Source organism: Agrobacterium sp. 22-214-1, from assembly GCF_053522465.1.
This window is the reverse complement of the sequence record NZ_JBNWCK010000006.1, coordinates 176,111-193,463: the sequence shown is the minus strand read 5'-3', so window position 1 is coordinate 193,463 and position 17,353 is coordinate 176,111. Positions and strand designations below refer to the sequence as shown.

The following is a 17,353-nucleotide window of genomic DNA, read 5'->3' as shown; positions in this document are numbered from 1 at the left end:
CCGCCGGCAAACACGAAGCGTGGAGTCGAATGACCATGAACGGGAAAACAGCGTTCCTTATCGGCGCGGCCATCCTCATCGGTCTTGTCATCATCCAGCTCAAGGATGTCCACATCGCCATCGGGGAACGCGCCATGGGAGGCTATGACGGTTCGAGCAACCCGGAAGCGGCCTCCCGCGCCGAGCGGGAAGCAAAGGAGGCCGCCGCGCGTGCCGAGGCCGCGGCAAGCGCGCTGGAGCCACAAAACTGACCCGACAGTCTCCCGCCTTTCAATGCGCGGCGTCGATCATGGCAATCCAGCCGGCGGCCCGGCGGGCAGCATCCGCAAGCACGGGTTTCGGCGCCTTGTACCATTCGTTCTCCGGCAATTCGCGTTTCAGGCGAACGAAGCCTATGGCGTCATCCAGCGTCGGAAACTCCATTGGCAACGTGAGATGCAGGAAAAGCGCAACGACGGCGACGGAACGCGAACGTCCGCCCCGGCAATTGATGAGCACGTTGCCACGCTCCCGCCGGGGATAGGAGGGCTTGTCGGGCAATATCTGCTCCAGCGCCGCTCGCAGGATATAATGGGCCGCAACCATCTGGGTATCGGGATTTCCGCTCCCGTCGATCAGGCCGATCTTGTAGTAGCGGATTTCGCCCGGCCCATAGACGCTGCCTTCGTGGTCGGAAACGACCTGTGACTGCTCCACGAAATTGAAATCCAGATTGACGGCGCAATTGACGACGGTGGTAATGCCGTTCTGGCGTAGAAGATTGAGGTCGCTCGCCCCCTCCTTGCCGGAAATGAAGAGATCGACGCCGTAAAGCGGATGCTGCTCATAGATGCGGCTGAGCTTCGGCAGCTCGCCTGTTTCCTGCTCTCGGAATGGGGTCGGTCGCGATTGCGGCATGTCATGTCTCCATCGGCGTCTATACGGCCGCCGTCATCTATTGCGTCTTCAGGCCTTCGCGGCCGACTGGTTCAGTTGCATCGCTGCATTGGCGATGCGGCTTTCGGATATGGATCGCGCCACCCGCTGCAATGTCGGATAGCTGGCCCCCTCACCCGTGGCGATATAGCCCGGGCAAAGGAAATCGGCGGAACCTTCCGCCACCTTTCCGAGGGTCAGCGGCTCATAGGTTCCACCGGCGTTTTTGAGGATGAGAATGGCTGCTGCCACATCCCAGGCATTGACGCCGAAACCGGCGGCCGCATCCGTCCAGCCGGCCGCGACATGGGCAATGCTGAGCGCAGCGCTGCCGGGCCGGCGCAATGTCGAAAAGGTCTCAGTGAGAGTCCCGAAATTGGCGAGCGCCGCTTCCCGCCCATCCAGCCGGAAATCGCGCGAGACGGGATAGCCTGTGATGAGCGTCGCCCGCGTCTCATCTGCAACGCTGCGGGAATGCAGCCTTTCGCCATCAAGATAGGAGGTTTTGAGATCGGCGGAAAACATCTGGTCTGCCACAGGATCGTAAACCACGCCGGCGACGACTTCTCCGCCTATGACGGCAGCGATCGACACGCACCAGAAAGCAAGGCCGCGGGCGAAATTTGCCGTGCCGTCGATGGGGTCGACATACCATTGCACCTCACCGCTACCGATCTGGCCGCCCTCCTCGCCCATGATCGCCGAATTGGGCTCCCGTTCGCGAATGACGGCGCGGATGGCAGCCTCGGCGCGCTTGTCATGGATGGTCACGATATCGTGGAGATCGACCTTGTAGTCCACCGCCATATCCGACCGAAACGCCGCCAGCAACGGATCGCGCACGGCACGCGCCGCTGTTTCCGCGATCTTCATCAACCGCACAGAGCGGGAAAACGCATCCTCGTCTCCAGGTTTCCGTTCGCTCAATGAGGTCTGCATCGGCATGTCCAGTCCGTTCGTTCGCAAAAGGGAGGAGGCGGCGCGGCACGGGCCGCGCCAGCCGGGGTTATTTCGTATAGTTGACGCGCCAGAAATCCTGCCATTCCTCGCGGCGGTCGAAATCATCGAGACCGGTGGCGGAATCGTAGCCCATCAGCCGGTCGGCGACCTTCATCAGCCCCGAAGGCTCGTCATCCGGCATCTTGATGTCGGTATTGGTCGGCAGCTTGCCGTCCTTCATCTGCGGGGCGATGCCCTCTTCCGTCAGGACGTAATGGATAAAGAGCTTGGCAGTGTTCGGGCTTCTGGTCTTGGAGGCCATCAGGCCGAGCTTGATATAGGTCCAGCCGACCCAGGGATCGAGATCGGTGCAGAGGCCGAGCTTGTAGCCCTTGTCGGCATTGTCGCGAAATTTGGCCGAACTCAGCAGGCCGAAGAAGGGCTGCTTCTGACCCGGCGCGCCCACCGCCTCCGCCACCGGGTCGTCACCATCGGTGGCGAGCGGACCATTCGCGGCCAGCGCCTTGATCCAGGCGGCTGCCGCGCCCTTTTCCTCCATCTGCTTGCCGGAATGGGCCTTGTAGGCTGCCGCCACCTTTTCATTGCCGTGGGCTTCAAGCTGGTTGAACCAGTCCGTATAGGTGCTCTTGCTGAGCGGATCGACCATGGCGACCTTGCCTTTCCATTTCGGCTCGGTCAGTTCCCAGATATTCGTCACCGGGCATTTGTCATAGGCTTCGGTATTATAGGCCCAGACATTGGCATTGGTGGAAATGGCCAGCGGGTTTTGAAACTGCGCCGGGATTTTCGAGACCATGTCGCCCGGCAGATAATTCTCGACGAAACCTGCCGGCAGAAGCTGGGCGAGCGCCGAAGGCGCATCGGTGATCAGCACTACATCGCCCTGCACATTGTTCGACTGGCTTTCGCGGATGATCATCTCCAGCTGGCTATTGGCGGAAACCTTCACTCCCGTCGCCTTCAGCCCGTATTTGGCGCTGAATTTATCGGCCATCTCAACGATCTTGCCAGTGCTGTCATAGATGTTGATCGGCTTCTCCTGCTTCGCAGCCGCAAGAACAGCATCGAGATCGAAAGTCTCTTCAGCCGCCGCGGTCAATGCGGAAACGCCCATAATCGCTGCAGCTGCGGCCATGGCCGAGGCGGTCCTCAAATTGGTTCTTCGCATCGCTTCCCCTCCCAAGGAAAAGACAGGCGGGCTCGCACCCGCCTTCCGTTTATTTTTTGTAGTTCACACGCCAGAAATCCTGCCAGCCTTCGCGCTTGTCGAGGTCGTCGGCCGCCGTTGCGGCGTCGAAAGCCATCAGCTCATCGAGATGATTGGCGACCTTCGAGGGCTCATCCGCCGGCAGGGCAATTTTCATATTGCCGGAGAGCTTGCCGTCAGCGGTCTGCGGTGCGATGCCTTCTTCCGTCATCAGGTAATGCAGGAAAAGCTTCGCCGCATTCGGGCTTTTCGTTTGCCCGGCAATCAGCCCGAAACCGGGATAAAGAAAGCCGGAAAAGGGCTTTACGCCGCTGCAAAGACCGAGCTTCAGCCCCTTGGCCTCGTTGTCACGATACTTCGCCACCGAAGTGATGACGAAGAAGGGATCGGCCTGCCCCGGCGCACCCGCCGCATCCGCCACCGAACTCGAATCCGTCAGCAGCGGCGCATTTTCGGCAAAGGCTTTCACCCAGGCCGCCGTTGCGCTTTTTTCGCCCGTCTCCAGCTTCTTGCCGTAAAGGTCCTCATAGGCCCTGGCGACATCGGCATCGTGATGGGTTTCGATCTGGTTGAACCAGTCGGCATAAAGCGGCTTGTCGAAGAGATCGAGCATGGCAAGCTTGCCCTTCCACTTCGGCTCCGTCAGCTGCCAGATGTTGGTGACCGGGCATGTGTCGTATTTCTCGGTATTGTAGGTCCAGACATGCGGGTCCGAGACGACCACGAGCGGATCGCGCAGCTTTTGCGGAATATCGCCTTCGAGATCCGGCGGCGTCCAGCTGGTGGCGATGCCTTCCGGCAGAAGCTCGCCCATGGCGGAGGCGACATCGGTTGCCACGCTGACATCGCCGACGACATTGCCCGCCCGATGTTCGCGGATCATCAACTCGACCTGCGTTGCCTCGTTCACCTTCTTGCCGCTCGCCTGCACGCCGTATTTGGCGGTGAAGGCCTCTGCCGTATCGATGATCTTGCCGGTCACCGCATAAACCGTGATCGGCTTTTCCTTCTTCGCGGCGTCGATGAGCGCATCGAGATTGAAGGCATCCTGCGCATGGGCGGCCCCGCTGAGCGCCAGCGAAAAGCCGAGGCAAAGTGCGGAGGCGGTCCTGCGCCGCCTGCGCTCATTGCCATTCTTGTTCTGAGTAGTGATCGTCACCAGATGGTCCCCCCGTTATTTTTTGTAGTTCACACGCCAGAAGTCCTGCCAGGTTTCACGCGCATCCCAGTCTTCAAGGCTGGTCGCCATGCTGTAGGGCAGAATGTCATCGAGAACGGCGCCGATACCCGACGGCTCATCCGCAGGCAGGCTCACCTCTTTGTTGGTCGACATCTTGCCGTCGATCGCCTGCGGCGCGATGCCTTCGGCGGTCATGATGTAATGAATGAAGAGCTTCGCCGCATTCGGGCTGTTCGTGCCCTTGGTGATCAGCCCGACACCCGGATAGAGCCAGCCGACCCAGGGTTTCAGCTCCTTGCAGAGGCCGAGTTTCATGCCCTTCTCGACATTGTCGCGGAACTTCGCCGAGCTGATGAGGCCCATGAAGGGCTCCTTCTGGCCGGGAGCGCCAACGGCTTCGGCAGCGGCCGCATCGGCGTCGGTCAGCAGCGGAGCGTTGGCGGCGAGCGCCTTCACCCAGGCCGCAGTCGCGCTCTTTTCCCCGGTTTCGAGGTCCTTGCCGTAAAGCGCCTTATAGGCCGCCTTCACCTCGCCGTCGCCGTGGCTGGCCATCTGGTTGAACCAGTCGACATAGGAGGCCTTGCCCAGCGGATCCTGCATCGCCACCTTGCCCTTCCACTTCGGGTCGGTCAGTTCCCAGATGTTGGAAACGGGGCATTTGTCGAAAAGCTCGCTGTTATAGGCCCAGACATTGGCGCTGGTGACGACGGTAAGCGGGTCCTGATATTCCGGGGGAATATTGCCGGCCATATCCGGCGGCAGCCAGCTTTCGACGAAACCGAGCGGAATAAGCTGCGCCATCGCCGCAGGCGCATCGCTGATGATAGAGACATCGCCCTGAATATTGTTGGCGCGCGCCTCGCGGATGATCATTTCCAGTTGGGCCGAAGCCTTCACCTTCGCGCCCTCTGCGCCGACACCATATTTTGCCGCGAAGTTCTTCGCCATTTCGACGATCTTGCCCGTGCTGTCATAGACGGTGATCGGCTTTTCCTTTTTCGCCGCCTCGATCAGGGCATTGAGGTCGAAAGGTTCTCCCGCCTTCGCCGCGCCGCCAAGCGTTGCGGCGATCGCCGTTGCGCATAACAGCCGGCTCAGGCCCGTCATTGTCCGCTTCATACTGCTTCTCCTTCAGCCGTCTCGGCGGCGTTTTCAGTTGTAGGTGCTGTTGCGCAGAACGGCGTCCGCCTCGGTGATGCGCTGCCCCCTCACGTCAAAGGCGTGCAGGGCCTCCGGCGGCACGTGGAAAAACACGCGGTCGCCGCTGTCGATACGCGGCAGGGAATGGGTGGTCAGGAACAACGTGTGGTTCTCGCTTCTGAGTTCGAGAATCCAGCTGCCGCCGGTCGGCAGCACGCCGGTCACCGTCATTTCGCCGGAGAAGCTGCCCTGCGGCACATCCTCGGGCTTCATCGCATAACCCATCGCCTCTGGCCTCATGCCGATCGAGGCGATGCCGCGCAGTTGTGGATAACGCGTTGCGAAATAGGCTTCCGCCCTGTCGGCTATATCCGACACGCCGGGCTGGCCGAAGGTCAGGATATTGATCGGCGGGCTTCCCACGAATTCGGCGACGAAACGATTGGCCGGACGGTCATAGATATCGTTCGGCGTGCCCATCTGCTGCAGCGTGCCCTCGTTCATGACGGCGATGGTGGTGGCGAGCGTCATGGCTTCCCACTGGTCATGTGTCACGAAGACGATGGTGGTCTTGAACTCCTTGTGCAGCCGCTTCAGCTCGGCGCGCATTTCCAGCCGCAGCCGGGCATCCAGATTGGAGAGCGGCTCATCGAGAAGCAGAACGCCCGGATTGACCGCGAGCATGCGGGCGAGCGCCACGCGCTGCTGCTGTCCGCCGGAAAGCTGCGACGGATAGCGGTCGCGATATTTGGCGATATCGAGCGCCTGCATGACGCGCTCCACCCGTGCTTCGCGCTCCGCTTTCGGCAGCTTGCGCAGGCGCAGGCCGAAATCCGTGTTGCGCTCGATGGTCAGATGCGGCCACAGAGCGTAGCTCTGGAAGACCAGGCCCATTTCACGCTTTTCCGGCGGCACGAAGATGCCTTCGGTAACGGAATCGATCACCCGGTCGCCGACGCGAATTTCCCCGCCGGAGAGGTTTTCAAGGCCGGCGATCATACGCAGCGTCGTGGTCTTGCCGCAGCCGGAAGGGCCGAGCAGACACATGAACTCGCCGTCGCGAATTTCGAGATCGAGATCGGAAACCGCATTTGCGGAATTCACACCGTAGTTTTTCTGCGCACCGCGCAGGTTGATGGTAGGCATCAGCTTCCAAGTCCTTCTGCAAGATTTGTGCGGGTCAGCTTCTGGGCCAACAGCGTGCCGAAATAGGCGATGGCGGCGATGATCAGCACCACGGCGTTGGCGGCCTGCGTGTAGTGGTAATCGACCAGCCGCAGCGAATAGGTGGTCAGAACATCCGTGCTCGGCACGGCCAGGATCACGAAGAGGCTCAAGCCCTTGATGCCCGAAATGAAGGGCAGGAGAACCCCGGTCACCAGCGATCCCTTCTGGATCGGAATGACGATGGAGATCATGCGGCGGAACCAGCCCGCGCCGGCGATCTGGGCCGCCTCTTCGGGATCCTTTCCAAGCTGCGTCATGGCCGAAATGCCGGCGCGCGAGGCATAGGGCATCTGGTCGGCGATCAGCGCGAGGATGAGAATCGTCACCGTGCCATAAAGCGCCGGCATCGGCCCGCGCGGAACGGCAAAGAGCGACAGATAGGCGGCGGCAAAAGCGATGCCGGGCACGAGATAAGGCAGGAACGTCACCTGTCGCAGATAGACCGACAGGGCCCGCACCGGCGTGCGGATGACGACATAACCGACAAGCAGGCCGAGAATACCCGATGTGAGCGAGGCAAGACCGACGATCATCATCGTGTTTTTCGCGGCTGCCCACAGATCGGGGCTCAGGAGCACGCCAGTCTGCAAAGCCACCGTGTTGAGATTGCTGCCGATCCAGTAATCGAGCGTGAAGTTCTCGAACGTGAAGCGGGCCGGCATTTTCATGACGGTCGAGAGCGCCAGTGTCAGAAGCGGCAGACCGACGCTGAGGATGAAGATGGCGGCCGCAAAGCCGGTTGCCGGAAGCCGCATCCTGCCGAGGCGGTTTTGCCGGTTCATCGAGCCCTTCGAACCGATGGTCACGAAACGGCGGGCTTCGCGAACGAGCCGGGCGTCGATCATGAGCGTGATGATGCCGATGAGCATGATCGAGGCCGCAACGACGCCGGCAACGCCGGTCTGGCGCGAAGCAATGCTGCGGAACAGCGAGGTGGACAGGACCTCGAACTTCACGGGCAGCCCGAGAACATAGGGCACGCCAAACTCGCCGAGGCACTTCGCGAAGATCAGCACCATGGAAGAAAGCAGCGCCGGGCGCATCAGCGGCAGGATGACCTGCAACGCCACCTGATAACGATGGGCGCCGAGAATGCGGGCGGAATCTTCAAGCTGCGAGTCGAAGCGGCGAAGCGCCGAGCCGAACAGCAGGATGACGAAAGGCGTGTAGTGCAGGGCAAGGATAATGGTGATCGGGAAACGCCCATAAGCCACCCAATCCGGCGGAGTGAGGCCTATCGCCTCGAACCAGCCGGGCTGACCGCCAACGGTGCGATTTTTAAACAGCGTCGTCCAGGCAAGCGCAAAGGTCCAGGCCGGCAGCATATAGGGCACGATCAAGGCGGTGGCGAACCAGCGACGGCCGAACATGTCCGTCCGGCTGATAAGCCAGGCGAGCACGGTGCCGATGACGAGCGAAAGCGCAATCGCCCCGAATGCCACGGTCAGCGTATTGAAGAGCGGACGCCAGAAAAGATCCGATGCGACGGGCGAAAAAAACGCCCTGTCGAGATAATAAAGCGTGAGATCGCCGACATCCTTGCCGAGACGCCGTTCGTGGCCGAACTGGACGCGGACGGCGTCGAGAATGATCGAAATGATCGGAACGACGATCAGATAGGTGAAAAGCAGCGCCGTCAGGACGCCGATCAGCGTCGTCGGTTCCCTGAGCGCGACCTTGAGACGATACCGCCAGGCCTGCCATGCCGAAGGCGCGGTCGCCGGGGGACTTCCCAGCGCCTCCGCCTTCGTCGATTCGCTTAAAAGAGCCATTATCTCTCCCCATATGGCCACGCAATTGCCGCCACACGCCGGCAAGCACCCGCCTTCGCGCGACCCGCGGAACAGGCGGCGCGTGCGTTGACCTTCAGCAATGCGTCAATGCTTCACAAGCGGGCGTCCAGCCCACAAATAACGATGATCCAGCTCCTCCCGAAAACATCGCCGGCAAGGCCGATGTAGAATAAAAATTCCATATCTTCCTTGACCTTGGAATGCATGATCCGTCTTAAAAAACATTTTGTCAATGAAAAAATGCACACGTGATCACTAACTTATTTATTTGTTTTAAAATGGTTTTTTGTCACAAAACTGTAATTTTTGAACGAGCTTGCGTGGGAAATGTTTTTCCCCTGCATGGCGACAATGGAACGGATGAGACATTTTCCTGGAATGCGGGCGGCCTTTTCTCAGCGTGGCCGAGCACAGGTGAAAAATTTCAATTGGAATAGCCGACATCATATGGCCTGTGATATCAGGCATAGGATTTCGCAACGGGGGAGTTGAATGGCGAGAGGGTTCGTGACGGCCGAAGAAGTGGCGAAAAAGGCCGGGGTTTCGCGCTCCGCCGTCTCGCGCACCTTCACACCCGGCGGCAGCGTATCGAAGACCGTCCGGCGCAAGGTACTGAAAGCCGCGCAGGAACTCGGCTACCGCGTCAACCGGCTGGCGCAGGGCCTCAACAATGACCGCTCCAACCTCATCGGGGTCGTCGGCGCCAACCTCGGCTCCCCCTTCATTTCAAAGCAGCTCGATCTCCTTAGCATCGGCCTTCTGCGTCGTGGCCTGCAATGCCTGCTGCTGAATGCGGCGGATGCCCGCAAGGACATTGCGCCGCTGATCGAGCTTCTCTTCGAATTCCGTGCGCAGGCCATCGTCGTGCTCTCCGGCGAACCGCCGGCCTCGATCGTCGATGAATGCATCGCCAATGGCGTGCGGCTCATTCTCATCAATCAGCGTCTTGATCGCACCGATACGAATATGGTGCTGAGCGACGATTCCCGCGGCGCCGATCTTGCCGCCATGCGGCTTGTGGAAGCGAAATGCAAAAAGGTCGCGGTCATTTCCAGCGGCAGCCAGACGCCGGCACAGTTGCGCCGCGCCGCCGCCTTTACCCAGCGCATGACCATCGAAGGCATCGAGGTCATTCCATGGTCCGGCGGGCCGACGAGCTATGACAGCGGTTATCAGGCCGGCTGCGAGTTGCTATCCGACAAGACGATAGACGGCGCTTTCTGCGTGACCGATCTGCTGGCGCTCGGTTTCATGGACGCCGCGCGGCTGGAAATGGGCCGCCGGGTGCCGGAAGACATCTCGATTGTCGGCTTCGACGATATTCCGCAGGCGGGCTGGAAAAGCTACCAGCTGACCACCGTTGCCCAATCCTTCGACGCATTGACCGAGAAGGTTTTAACCGCGCTCGATAGCGATGAGCCGGAAACCCGGCTTCAGGTCGTACCCGTTTCCATGGTCGAGCGTATCACCGCGCGCTAGAGCAAATGCATTCCGGGCATAAGCCGTCACGCGGCTTTACCATATCCCCTAACCGACCTGCTTGATGCGGCTTTCGATAAGAAGGCCGCTTTCATCGAGGATCGGATGGGCGACGGCGGCAATATGGGCGTTGATGCGTTTCAGATCGCGCAACATGTCGAGATGCACCGAGCTGGTCTGAATGCTATCAGCCCGCCCGTCGCGCAGGCGCTGGAGATGGCGCTCCGACGACTGCTTTTCGAGGCGCCGCACATCTTCCTTCACCTCCACCAGCCGGCGTGCAAGCGCGGCATTGCGGGTTGCGAAGACGGATTGCGCCATGCGGATATTGTCGAGAGTGACAGTAAAAAGACGCTCAAGCTCGCTCTTGCCATCATCGGAAAACCGCAGTCCGAGATCGATCTTCTTGGCGATTTCCGGGCGGATGCCTTTCTCGATGATATCGCCGATATGTTCGAGATTGATGGCATATTCGACGATATCCATCGCACGCCTCTGGTCTTTCCCGCTCAAGCCGTCCTGCCCCACCTTCGAGACATAGACCTTTATGTCGTGCTGTAGCCGGTCGACCCGGCCTTCCAGCGCGCTGATATCATTGAGTTTCGCAACGTCGCTGTCACGCATGGCTTCGCCCGCCTGCCGCAGCATGCGCTCGATCAGATCGCCGACCAGCAGGACCTCGCGGCTCGCGCCGGCAAGGGCGGCAACCGGCTGATCGAGATCGTGGCTGTCGAGATAGCTGCGATGGCTTTCGCTTTTCTCTTTTTCCGGAAACAGCGCCGTCGTTACCCGCAGCAACAGCGGCGAGAGCGGCCAGGCGATGGCGGCGACGGCCAGGTTGAAGAAAAGATGCGCATCGACCGCAAGATTGGCGTGCGAGAAAGGCGACATCTCCAGCAGCGCAGCGCCATATCCGGCAAGAGGCAGCGCCGCGAGACAGCCGATTGCCCTGACGATGAGGTTGCCGACGGCCACCCGGCGCGCTGCAACCGGTGCTCTCAGCGTCGCCAGCACCGGCGGCACCGCGCCGCCGAGATTGGCGCCGAGCACCAGAACGATCACGAGGCTCGTTTCAACGCCGCCGCTTGCGGCAAGCGACAGAATGAGAACGACAATCGCCAGACTGGAGGAGGCGAGCGCGGCCAATACGGCGGAGAAGATCAGCGCCACCGGCCAGGCATTGCCGAGCATGCCGATGAAGAGACCGAGCGCCGGCGATTGCCTTATGGGATCTGTCGCAGCCGAAAGAAGATGCAGCGAAAGCAGCATCAGGCCGACACCGGCGAGCGCCGCACCGGCTCCCTGCCGTTGCACCGATTTTCCGCGTGACAGGACAACACCGGCAAGGATGAGCATCGGCGACAGCCAGCCAAGCCCAAGCGCCACAATCCAGGCGGTCATCGCCGTGCCGACATTGGCCCCCAGCAGCACGATCTGCGCCATGGCCGGCGCGATGAGGTCCTTTTCGACGAAGGAGGCGACCATCAAGGCCGTAGCGGTCGAACTCTGCAGGGCGATTGTCGCCACGAGACCGGCGATGAAAGAACGAAACCCGCCCCGCGTGCCGGCCGCAAGGCCGATGCGAAGCCGGGCGCCGAAGGCGCGCGACATTCCGTCCTTGATTTGCCCAAGGCCGAAAAGCAGCAGCGCCACTGCGCCGAACAGATTGATGCTGACCACGACAGATTCCATCGGATCACCCCGCTTGTCATCCTCGCCGCCGGTCCGGGCTCAGACCCAGCATGGCGGCCACGCTTGTTGCAAACACCTCAGGTCAAACCGCAACCCGTTCACGCGGCGGTGCGAGCCCAAGCTCCAGATCGCGCGGGCTGCCTTCGGCACGCTCGAGAAACAGGCCGAGGGCTCCGAAGAAGATTTCGAGAAAGCTTTCGACCGAACCATTGTGACGATCCGGCTCCCGGCCGAAGCGCTCCGCCAGCGTTCGATAAAGGGAAAGCCGTTGCGGCGCGATATGCGGCAGTGCCAGACCTGCGCCCTGGCGCAGGCAATACCAGTCGGCAATCAGCTCGAATATCGGCAGGTCCAAGGACAGGACAGCAGCATCAGACGAGGAAAGGCCTTCTTCTCCAAGCAGATCGAGAACCTCCCGAACGCTTTTATCGGCGATTGCCGTGACGACCTCGGCCGGCCATTCCCTGGGGAAATAACGGTGCCTGATCAGCGCCCGCTTGTGGCCCAGCAGAAATTCACCGTAATTGCCGGCGGCAAAAGCCCGGTCGTTCGCCTCGCCTGCCAGTGCGGTTTCCTTTGCATAGCCATCGCAAATGCGGCCATTGACCGGCAGCGCGGCCATCTCCACCGTCTCGACAAGGATTGCCTGCCGCGACGGGTGGACGACCTTGAAGGCGGGCGGAAAGGCGACGAGCGACGGCACGGCGATATTGGTGAGCGAGTTTTCGCCTTCCCCGCGCCGGGTTACGCCTTCTACGTGCAGGTGCCCGCTGAAATGAACGGCAAGCCCGGCCTGTAACAGCGCATCCTCCACCGCCTTGCGCGGCGTGCGGCGCACGACATTGGTTTCACCGAACAGGGTGCCTTCCGCACCGCTTGCGCCATCGAAAGGATCGAGCGCCGGATAGTGGGAAAAGCCGAGCAATGTCTTGCCGTGCAGCTCCGCCCTGCGGCGCACATCAGCGATCCAGTCGATGAGGAAGGGCTTGCAGCGCAAAAGCGCATTCCAGCCACCGGAGGTGCTGTCGATAAAAGCCGCCTCCTCGCCCGCTTCGAACTCACCATCAAGCGGCTCGAAAATATTGGCGTCGATCATCAGTAGCCACAGACCCGGCTCCGGCTCGACCAGATAGGAGGCATCCATCAGGCGGTAGACATTGCGCCCATCGGGTGAGCGCACCGCGTACAGCCGGTCCTCCGGCGCATCGGAAACACCGAAGGGTGTTTCCCAATGCAGATAATCCGGCTGGCGGAAATAACCGAAAGCCGCCATCGGGCCAAGGCCCACGGGATAACCTTCGCAATACATCCCGTCGCTAACGACGACGCGCTCACCGGCCCGCCGCGCATCGCTTGAAACGGAAAGGCATTTGCCGTTTTCCGTCAAGAACTCCTTGGTATGGTGCCGGCCGCGCGGTCCGAAAATATCGTGGTTTCCGGGCAATGCGTAGAAGGCCGTGCCGTGGGCGTCGCTGTGGCGTTGCAGGATGTTCTTCAGCGTTTCAGTCGTCACCCGCTGGCCATCATCGGTATAGTCGCCAAGCAGCACCACATGGCGAATGCCGCGCTGCCGCACCTCTTCCAGCGCCGCATGCAATGCATCGGCGCTTTCGTTGAAAACCCGGGTGGATTCACGCGTATCCGACCAGCTGCGCATGGTGATGCGCTGGCCATCGATTTCGATGCCGGGAAATCCGAAATCGGCTGCCGTGTCATGGAAATGCGCGTCTGCGATGACGGCAACGGAGGGAAGCATGCGTGTCAGCATGGTTGGGCGGTCTTTCTGCCCTCGACCATGTCGATCCAGTCGGAAGCACGGCGGGCGGCGGCGTAAAGCATGGGTTTCGGCGTCTCGAACCATTCGTCAGGCCGCAATTCCCGTTTCGTACGGATCACGGCCAGCGCATCGTCGAGGGTCGGATAGAGATCCGGCTGCTGCTTATGCAGGAAAAGCGCCACCAGTGAGACGGAACGGCTGCGGCCGCTGCGGCAATTGACGAGCACATTGCCGCCATCGGCAAAGGGATAGGTTTCCCGCTTCGGCATGGTCTGGCGAAGCGCGCCGTCGAGAATGTAATAGGCGCCCAGCATCATGGTGTCGGGGCTGCCCTCGCCATCGATAAGACCGAGCTTGTAATAACGGATATCGCCATAACCCACGGCGCGCCTGTCGCCCTTTTCCGCCACCGCCTGCACGAGATTGATATCCAGATTGACGGCGCAATTGACGACGGTGGTGATGCCATGCCGGCGCAGGAGCCCGAGATCGCTCGCACCATCGCTGCCGCCAATGTAAAGCGCGGCATTGTGCGGGCCGAGCCCTTCCGCAATCAGGCTGATTGCGGGCCGGGCATAAACGGGTCCATCCATTTCATTCCTCCACATGCATGAAGCACGAGCCCCCCTCTGCAAAAGGGCCTCCGCCATGAATCACGCCGATACCGCCCGCGGACGATCCGACAGCTGCCGCGCGGGCAGCGCTATATTCGATGCCTGGCTGACGCCTTTGGCAACACCGGCTGCTGCGGCCAGCACCGGCCCGCCCTCCCGAAGACTGCCGATCTCCAGAAAAGGGCACACATCGCCGCCAGCTTCGCTGACGAGTAGCAGCCCCGCAAGACAATCCCATGAATTCATGTGCAATTCGAGATAGCCATCGGAACGGCCATCAGCCACATAGGCAAGCGCCAGCGCGCCGGAGCCGGCACGGCGGACATTGGCGCCCATATCGAGCAGGTTCCTGACGACATCGAGATAGGTCGCATTCGCGATACGGGTGGACCACCCCATCTCGATCGAAGCCGCATCGAAGCGCTCCGTTTCCGCAGTCCGGATCGGTTGCCCGTTGCGCGTCGCTCCCTCGCCGCGGCGGGCGAAATAAAGCTCGCCAAGAGCGGGATTATAGATCGCCCCGATTTCGGTCTGGCCGTTTTCGACATAGGCGATGGAGATGCAGAAATGCGGAATGCCACGGGCAAAATTGGCGGTGCCGTCGATGGGATCCACGACCCAGACGCGCTCACCGATCTCGCCGCCGCCCTCTTCCCCGAAAAAACTGTCTTCCGGGAAAGCAGCCATGATCGCGCCGCGAATATGCGCTTCGGAGGCAGCATCCGTCACCGTCAGAAAATCCTGCGGCCCCTTCATCGAAAAGCTGCGCGTAGCCTCGCCCTGAAAACCTTTCAGCACCAGCTCCCCGGCGGAAAGAATAACGCTGCGGCACAATTCGGCACGCGCCGCCAATGTATCGGGATAGTGGATCGAATCCATGCGCAAGAACCATTTCTCAAAGTTTGAACACGCGTTCATATTGCACGCGCGTTCAAAATTTTCAAGGGGCATCGAAAGGGAGCTAATGAACATTGGAAGCGGGCGGGCCGATCATGCCAATTCAATGGATTCGCCGCAACTCATGGCATGAAGCAAAGGGTTGCTTCACCACTAACAATATCCTCGTAGGAAACGTTTAATAAGGAAAACATTGGAATGTTGCGAAGCGAAGCGCCTGCATCTTGCGGTTGATGCAGTTGTCTGTCGGTTAACCCTGTGTATTTCCAATGATGTAACGGGAATTATGTTACAAATGACGTTCTGTACTTGAAGAGCCATGAATGAAAATACTGACCGCCACACAAAAACTGCAGGACTTCATGTCCGTCCGGTCCGACAATCCTGATCTGCTGAAAGCACAGTACCGCGCTTTCACCCGACAGATGCCGATGATGTATTTCATCCTGCTTTCAAGCACATGGGCGCTTGCCGTGACGCATATGCGATTGGCGCCGCCTTGGCTCACCGTTGGAGTTCCCGCCCTCTTCACACTCGGCTGCACACTCAGGGTCGCCTTCTGGTGGAGGACGCGCGGCATGGATCCCGAACCGCGGGTGGCGCATGCAGCCCTTCGACGCACCAATCGCCTCGCTGCCGGCATCGCCATGGCATTCACGCTCTGGTCTTTCCTGCTGGTGCCCTATGGGGATGCCTATACGCAATCCCACGTCGCCTTCTACATGGCGATTACCGTCATTTCCTGCATTTTCTGTCTGATGTATGTGCGCTCGGCCGCCTTCACGGTGACGCTCATCGTCAATGGCGCCTTCATCGCCTTTTTTCTGGCGTCGCAGCAACCGACCTTTGTTGCCATCGCCATCAACGTTTTGCTGGTCTGCACCGGCATGATGTCCATTCTGCTGACCAACTACCGCAATTTCGAGCGCATGGTCATTTCACAACAGCGCACGGAAGCGCTCAGCAACGAAAACCTGCTGCTTGCCAATATCGACAGCCTGACGGAACTGCCCAACCGCCGCGCCTTTTTCGCCCATCTTGAGGCCGAGCTCGAAAAAGCCAGGGCCAACGGAACCCGGCTGGCGCTGGGTGTCATCGATCTGGACGGGTTCAAGCCCGTCAACGATCTTTACGGACACTCCGTGGGAGACAGGCTGCTTGTCAATGTCAGCAAACGCCTCACCGCCAATCTGAAAGCCAGCAGGGCCTTTCGGCTGGGCGGTGACGAATTCGCCATCGTCGCCCCGATCATACCGGATGACGCGCAACTCGTCGCAAATGCCAATGCGATCTCCGAGCAGTTGAGGGCGCCTTACCATATGCCGGAAGGCACCGTGCATGTTTCCGCTTCCATGGGAATTGCCGTGTTTCCGAACCTCGCCTCCACGCTTGAACAGCTTTTCGACAGGGCGGATTATGCCCTTTACCACGCCAAGAAAACCCGGCGTGGCGATGCCGTTCTGTTCGATGCGGAGCACGAAAAGCAGATCAATATCGAAGCCCGCGTCGAGCACCTGCTCAAGCAGCGGGATATGGAAAACGAGCTTTCGGTCGTGTTCCAGCCGATTGTCGATATACGCGACGGAAGGACGGCAGGGTTCGAAGCGCTGGCGCGCTGGCACAGCCCGGTTCTCGGGCATGTGCCGCCTTGCCAGTTCTTCCCCATCGCCGAGCGAGCCGGTATCGTCGGTTCGCTGACGCGGCCGCTTCTCAAGATGGCGCTCGCCTCCGCCGCCAAATGGGAACCCTCCCTGCGCCTGTCGTTCAACCTTTCGGCCCAGGACCTCAATTCCCATGAGGGCGTGCTTTCCCTGCTCGGCATCATCGAAAACAGCAGCTTCGATGCACGACGGCTGGACCTTGAAATTACCGAGACGGCTTTTGCCCATGATTTCGAACAGGTGAGGCAATCGGTCGAAATGCTGCGCCGTCTCGGCTGCGGCATATCGCTGGACGATTTCGGCACCGGCTATTCCAGCCTGACGCGACTGCATGCATTGCCGCTGACCAAGATCAAGATCGACCGCAGCTTCGTCACGGATCTGCACGAAAAACCGGCCAGCTACAAAATCGTAAAATCCCTTCTCACCCTCAGCCGCGACATGGGACTGGAATGCGTGGTGGAAGGGGTGGAAACACCAGCCGAGCTCACCGCACTCGAAGGCCTCGGCGCCACGCTGGTGCAGGGCTATATCTATGCGCCGCCTCTTCGGGAAGAGGATGTCGGTGCGTTTCTTTCGGGCCAGGCGAGTCCCAAACATCGCACCAAATCCATAGCTCTCAAAAATCCAAACAAGGCTTGGCGGTAAGCTCCGATGCCCTCTCCGAGTAAAACTTCCCCAGCGCCGGAATAGGCATCACCGATGAGCCAACCTGAGTCAGGGATACATCAAGCGCCAAAGAGATGATACGTGCCTCATAAAGGAGATGCAGCCCTATTGCAGCGTCCCGGTGACCCATGTGTCTCGGTAT

At 60.3% G+C, this 17,353-nt stretch carries 14 protein-coding genes; 3 read left to right on the top strand and 11 right to left on the bottom strand.

Annotated elements, in window-relative coordinates:
• Window positions 1–35: 35 nt before the first annotated feature.
• Window positions 36–251, top strand: coding sequence for a hypothetical protein (locus ACQZ5G_RS20345; RefSeq protein WP_152442688.1), 216 nt, complete (start codon window positions 36–38; stop codon window positions 249–251).
• Window positions 252–270: 19 nt separating this feature from the next.
• Here ACQZ5G_RS20345 and ACQZ5G_RS20340 read toward each other — a convergent pair whose 3' ends face one another.
• The 7 genes from ACQZ5G_RS20340 to ACQZ5G_RS20310 form a co-directional block, all read right to left on the bottom strand.
• Window positions 271–897: a dual specificity protein phosphatase family protein gene (locus ACQZ5G_RS20340; protein WP_220318216.1), complete on the bottom strand. Its 627-nt coding sequence runs from the start codon at window positions 895–897 to the stop codon at window positions 271–273.
• Window positions 898–945: 48 nt separating this feature from the next.
• Entirely contained in the window at window positions 946–1,860 is a 915-nt protein-coding gene (locus tag ACQZ5G_RS20335; RefSeq protein ID WP_448738656.1) for an inositol monophosphatase family protein, read from the bottom strand.
• A 61-nt stretch (window positions 1,861–1,921) separates the two neighbouring features.
• A complete protein-coding gene (locus ACQZ5G_RS20330; protein WP_080820431.1) occupies window positions 1,922–3,043 on the bottom strand; it encodes an ABC transporter substrate-binding protein in 1,122 nt (373 codons plus the stop codon).
• A 49-nt stretch (window positions 3,044–3,092) separates the two neighbouring features.
• Window positions 3,093–4,241: an ABC transporter substrate-binding protein gene (locus tag ACQZ5G_RS20325; RefSeq protein WP_448738657.1), complete on the bottom strand. Its 1,149-nt coding sequence runs from the start codon at window positions 4,239–4,241 to the stop codon at window positions 3,093–3,095.
• A gap of 15 nt (window positions 4,242–4,256) precedes the next feature.
• Complete coding sequence (locus ACQZ5G_RS20320; protein WP_448738658.1) at window positions 4,257–5,381, bottom strand: ABC transporter substrate-binding protein; 1,125 nt, start codon at window positions 5,379–5,381, stop codon at window positions 4,257–4,259.
• Window positions 5,382–5,414: 33 nt separating this feature from the next.
• Complete coding sequence (locus ACQZ5G_RS20315) at window positions 5,415–6,548, bottom strand: ABC transporter ATP-binding protein (RefSeq protein ID WP_003522023.1); 1,134 nt, start codon at window positions 6,546–6,548, stop codon at window positions 5,415–5,417.
• Entirely contained in the window at window positions 6,548–8,401 is a 1,854-nt protein-coding gene (locus ACQZ5G_RS20310; protein ID WP_448738659.1) for an ABC transporter permease, read from the bottom strand. The genes ACQZ5G_RS20315 and ACQZ5G_RS20310 overlap by 1 nt, the downstream gene beginning before the upstream one ends.
• A gap of 513 nt (window positions 8,402–8,914) precedes the next feature.
• On the opposite strand from ACQZ5G_RS20310, the gene ACQZ5G_RS20305 reads away from it, so the two are divergent.
• Window positions 8,915–9,901 carry a LacI family DNA-binding transcriptional regulator gene (locus tag ACQZ5G_RS20305; protein WP_448738660.1) on the top strand — a complete coding sequence of 329 codons (987 nt, stop codon included), beginning with the start codon at window positions 8,915–8,917 and terminating at the stop codon, window positions 9,899–9,901.
• A gap of 48 nt (window positions 9,902–9,949) precedes the next feature.
• On the opposite strand, the gene ACQZ5G_RS20300 is transcribed toward ACQZ5G_RS20305, so the two are convergent.
• From ACQZ5G_RS20300 to ACQZ5G_RS20285, 4 genes are all read right to left on the bottom strand, one after another.
• Window positions 9,950–11,593 carry a Na/Pi cotransporter family protein gene (locus ACQZ5G_RS20300; protein ID WP_448738661.1) on the bottom strand — a complete coding sequence of 548 codons (1,644 nt, stop codon included), beginning with the start codon at window positions 11,591–11,593 and terminating at the stop codon, window positions 9,950–9,952.
• An 82-nt stretch (window positions 11,594–11,675) separates the two neighbouring features.
• On the bottom strand, window positions 11,676–13,361 hold the full coding sequence (locus tag ACQZ5G_RS20295; RefSeq protein ID WP_448738662.1) for a metallophosphoesterase family protein: 1,686 nt from the start codon (window positions 13,359–13,361) through the stop codon (window positions 11,676–11,678).
• Window positions 13,355–13,963 carry a dual specificity protein phosphatase family protein gene (locus tag ACQZ5G_RS20290; protein ID WP_304983094.1) on the bottom strand — a complete coding sequence of 203 codons (609 nt, stop codon included), beginning with the start codon at window positions 13,961–13,963 and terminating at the stop codon, window positions 13,355–13,357. The genes ACQZ5G_RS20295 and ACQZ5G_RS20290 overlap by 7 nt, the downstream gene beginning before the upstream one ends.
• 60 nt (window positions 13,964–14,023) lie before the next feature.
• A complete protein-coding gene (locus ACQZ5G_RS20285) occupies window positions 14,024–14,863 on the bottom strand; it encodes an inositol monophosphatase family protein (protein WP_448738772.1) in 840 nt (279 codons plus the stop codon).
• A 341-nt stretch (window positions 14,864–15,204) separates the two neighbouring features.
• On the opposite strand from ACQZ5G_RS20285, the gene ACQZ5G_RS20280 reads away from it, so the two are divergent.
• The gene (locus ACQZ5G_RS20280) at window positions 15,205–17,190 is read left to right on the top strand and encodes a putative bifunctional diguanylate cyclase/phosphodiesterase (RefSeq protein WP_448738663.1); all 1,986 of its coding nucleotides are present in this window, start codon (window positions 15,205–15,207) and stop codon (window positions 17,188–17,190) included.
• Window positions 17,191–17,353: the final 163 nt, after the last annotated feature.